The sequence below is a fragment of the Candidatus Poribacteria bacterium genome (assembly GCA_028820845.1).
Classification (GTDB): domain Bacteria; phylum Poribacteria; class WGA-4E; order WGA-4E; family WGA-3G; genus WGA-3G.
In genome coordinates, this window is the sequence record JAPPII010000051.1 from 1 (window position 1) to 4,240 (window position 4,240).

Consider the following 4,240-nt stretch of genomic DNA (forward strand, 5'->3'; position numbering starts at 1 on the left):
ACCAAAACCTAACAAAAATGTCAATAACTTACACAATGTAAACACTACCTAAAAATTATACCCATGAAAAAGACGAGTTTGAAATTTTAACTGAACTCCAACACTTCGGCGGTTATACCAATCTAATAGATTTTACGACTGATAGCCACATCGCCCTCTTTTTCGCATGTAACGGTTCCCTGGGAGAACCCGGCAGAATTATCTTATTACAAAGAACTGAAGAGATACAGAAAAAATATCAAATCGAAAAACCTCGGAACCCTCAAAACCGCATCATCGCGCAAAAAAGCATATTCGTTCGACCACCAAAGGGTTTTATCGAACCAGAGCAGTTCGCAGAAGTCAACATCCCCGAATTGCTCAAGGGACCAATATTAGATCATCTGCAAAAACAGCACGATATTTCAACACAAACTGTTTACAACGACCTCCATGGGCTTATTAGAAACCAGAACACTCACCTGAAGGAATGCATAGAAGTTTACAATGCCGAAACAGAACCGAAGAAAGATGTCTTTCAGATTGAATCGTCTCAACCCAGGAAGGAAAAGGAGACATAAAACATGCAGACACAAGTAGAACAGACACCCTACGATAGCACCATTGAGCGCTTTAACCAAGCAATTGATCGGAGACCCACTTTTGCACAAGGCTATAACTATCGGGGTATAGCTTATGGGAATAAAGGTGAAATTGACCGCGCCATTGAAGACTTCAACACAGCGATTAGACGCAAGGAAAACTATGCCGAGGCATACAGCAATCGAGGGGCAGCTTACCGCATGAAAGGGAACTATGACCGCGCTTTTGAAGATTGTAACACAGCGATTAGACTTGATCCAAATTTGCCAGAAGCATATAACAACCGTGGAATAGTTTATAAACTCAAAGGTGAGATAAATCATGCCCTTAAAGACTATAAGACTGCCATAAAACTTGATCCAAGTTTTGCTTATGCCTACTACAATCGTGGTATTGTTTACTATGAAAGCGAAGAGTATGATCTTGCAATTATAGATTATACCAAAGCAATGGAATTGAGACCCGACCTTGTCGATCCTTATAACAATCGCGGGAATGCCTACAGTAAAAAAGGCGAGTATGAGCGCGCCATTAAAGATTATGACGCAGCGATAGAACGCAACACCGATTTAGCAGAGCCATACTACAATCGCGGTATGATGTTCGTACGCTTGCAAGAATGGGAAAAAGCCAAAGAAGATCTTACGACTGCCAGAGATAAGCAGGAAAATATTATCATTGAGCAATTTCATAAAGACTACCAAAACGTTGCCGATTTTGAGCAGAAACATAGTGTTAAACTACCAGAAAACATCCTCGCACTGCTCCCTCCGCCGTAGACATAGCAGGAAAACAAAAACCGTCCGCTTAGCAGATAACTTGATGTTACAGCGTGTCAATCCGCGTTATCCGTGATAATCCGCGATTCTTATGTTTTCTCAGGAATCCCCATCTCACAGACTAGACTACGGTCAAAATTGCGTAAGTCCTATTTAACACTAAATCCTCAAGGATATAAATCACTCACACATTTTAACTTGACAACAGTTAGCAAATAGAGTATAATATATCATAAAACTTTCCAAAAAGGTAAATATTGTATCAAGCACTAAAACACTGGGCGCGGAAACCGACACAAATGTTTTCAGCAGACTACAGAAATTTATTACTAACTGTTAACCGAAAACAACCAACAAACACAAAAAATGTTACACTTTTCGCCAAATTATTTTTTTCACGACAGAAAATCAAACGTCAACGAACCCTTACAGTGACTGGGTTATCTAACGTTACACGCCACCTTAAAAATGTTACACCAGTGTAACATTTTCATTTTAAGGCGGATTTCTAAGAAAATATATCATTATGTTAAATACATATTCGTATCTGTATAATCCTGTGAATCTTTGAATCTAAAAAATCCTGATTCTGACACCCTACAACCATCCACAACCCGCCACCAAAATATTTGCACGCCCAAAAAATCAAAAAACCTTGAAAAAAACAATAGAATATGAGATAATCTATAGTGGAATCAACACATCCTGTTTTTTTAAAGGAGAACACACGTAAAATGCCACTTGGTAGAAAAGTCCGTTATGGCATGGTAGGTGGTGGACCCGATGCGTTCATCGGTGCCGTCCATCGCAAAGCCGCCGCACTGGACGGAGAAATAGACCTCATCGCCGGTGCTTTTTCATCATCACCCGAAAAATCTCGCCAGCAAGGTGCTGAGCTTTTCCTTGATGCCAATCGGGTCTACGGTTCTTATAAGGAGATGGCTGAAAAAGAGAGCCAACTCCCCGAAGGCGAACGGATCGACTTCGTCTCAATTGTAACACCCAATCATGTCCATTTCGATGTCGCGAAAACCTTTATCGAAGCCGGTTTTCACGTCGTCTGCGATAAGCCTATGACAACAACGGTTGCCGATGCAGAGGCACTCTGCGACCTTGTGAAAACAAACGATGTCGTCTTCGCGCTGACCCACAATTACACAGGCTATCCGATGGTGAAGCAGGCACGTGAACTCGTAAAAGAAGGTAAACTCGGCACGCTTCGCAAAATCGTCGTAGAATACCCGCAGGGATGGCTCGCCACATTCTTGGAAGACGAAGGCGCGAAACAAGCCGTCTGGCGCACAGACCCGAAGCAAGCCGGGGCATCCTCATGTATCGGAGACATCGGTTCCCACGCCGAGAACTTGGCACACTATATCACAGGACTCGAAATCGAGGAACTCTGCGCCGATATGACCACCTTTGTAGAAGGAAGGCTGTTAGAAGACGACGGCAATCTATTGGTGCATTATGAAAACGGTGTCCGCGGCGTGCTGTATGCCTCACAAGTCTCGGTAGGCGAGGAGAACAACTTACGCATCCGTGTTTACGGTACCGACGCTTCCTTGGAATGGCATCAGGAGAACCCGAACTATCTCTACGTCCGCTTCCCCGATGGTCCCGAACAGGTCTACAAACGTGGTAACGACTATCTATCAGAGGTTGTCCAGCACAACTCACGGATACCCTTCGGACACCCTGAAGCGTTCATTGAAGCATTCGCAAATATTTATCTTAACGCTGCACGCACAATCGCAGCGAAACTCGCCGGTGAAGCCCCAGGCGAATTTGATACAGATTTCCCAACCGTCCAAGACGGTGCACGCGGGGTGCATTTCATCAACGCTGCCGTAGAGAGCGGCAAACAGCGCGCATGGATCGACGCGAGTTATACACCGCCAGCATAATTTTTTCTAATCTTACACGCAACAAAATGCTCGCGTATTCAGGCATCTCACAAAAATGGGAGGGATACTGATGGAAACGCATAGAGAAAGGAATCACATCCCTTACGTCCCTACAGAGGGCGCAGAACTTTATCCTGACTCGGACGGAAAACCTATGGCGGTTAGTGATCTTCACAGACGTATCCTCACGCGGACTTTACAAGTCCTTGACACATATTTTGAAAAAAGACCGGAAGTCTATGTTTCTGGCGATATACTCATGTATTATGTTGAGGGAGACCCACGTAAATCAGTTTCACCGGATGTCCTGGTCGCTTTCGGGTTAGGGAAGAAACCCCGGCGGACGTACCTCGTCTGGCAGGAAGGAAAAGTGCCTGATTTCGCAATGGAGTTTTCCAGCAAAGGGACCTATCGTAACGACTTAGGGCACAAGATGGAACTCTACGCTGCATTGGGAATCCAAGACTATTTCTTGTATGATGCGGAGGGATTATACTTACCATCGTCTATAATGGGTTTTACCTTGATTGACGGTTCGTATGTCCCAATATCAGCTGGTACAGATGGAGGTTTACACTCCACTGCCCTCAGTTTGGATTTCCATGTCGGTGATGTGGGTTTAGGGATTTATGACCCAATTGCGGGTGAGTGGCTCCAAACGCCTGCAGAGTCAGCAGTCCGACGCGCAGAACTGGCTGAAACACGCGCCGAGTCAGCAGTCCGACGCGCTGAAGCGGCTGAAACACGTGCTGAAACGGCTGAAACACGCGTTGAAACGGCTGAAACACGCGCTGAACAAGAAACCTTACGTGCCGACCTGGAAACCCTTGCACGCCAGAAAGCAGAGGCGGAACTCGCAGAACTCCGAGAAGAAATCGAACGTTTGAAAACACGCACCTAATATTAAGGAGACCAACTATGGCAAGACCTGTAACACTCTTTACAGGCCAATGGGCAGATTTAACGTTAGAA

Annotated in this window: 3 protein-coding genes; all 3 read left to right on the forward strand. The window is 44.9% G+C overall.

Annotated features, from left to right (window positions below):
* Positions 1 to 563: 563 nt before the first annotated feature.
* The gene (locus OXN25_11195; GenBank protein MDE0425426.1) at positions 564 to 1,361 is read left to right on the forward strand and encodes a tetratricopeptide repeat protein; all 798 of its coding nucleotides are present in this window, start codon (positions 564 to 566) and stop codon (positions 1,359 to 1,361) included.
* 734 nt (positions 1,362 to 2,095) lie between these two features.
* The gene (locus OXN25_11200) at positions 2,096 to 3,268 is read left to right on the forward strand and encodes a Gfo/Idh/MocA family oxidoreductase (GenBank protein ID MDE0425427.1); all 1,173 of its coding nucleotides are present in this window, start codon (positions 2,096 to 2,098) and stop codon (positions 3,266 to 3,268) included.
* Between the two features lie 70 nt (positions 3,269 to 3,338).
* Positions 3,339 to 4,169, forward strand: a complete 831-nt coding sequence (locus OXN25_11205) for a Uma2 family endonuclease (GenBank protein ID MDE0425428.1) — start codon at positions 3,339 to 3,341, stop codon at positions 4,167 to 4,169.
* The last annotated feature ends 71 nt before the right edge of the window (positions 4,170 to 4,240 follow it).

Excerpts from the sequence above, each read along its gene's own strand:
- OXN25_11195 (MDE0425426.1), top strand. The coding sequence starts at position 564 with ATGCAGACACAAGTAGAACAGACACCCTACGATAGCACCATTGAGCGC.
- OXN25_11200 (MDE0425427.1), top strand. The coding sequence starts at position 2,096 with ATGCCACTTGGTAGAAAAGTCCGTTATGGCATGGTAGGTGGTGGACCC.
- OXN25_11205 (MDE0425428.1), top strand. The coding sequence starts at position 3,339 with ATGGAAACGCATAGAGAAAGGAATCACATCCCTTACGTCCCTACAGAG.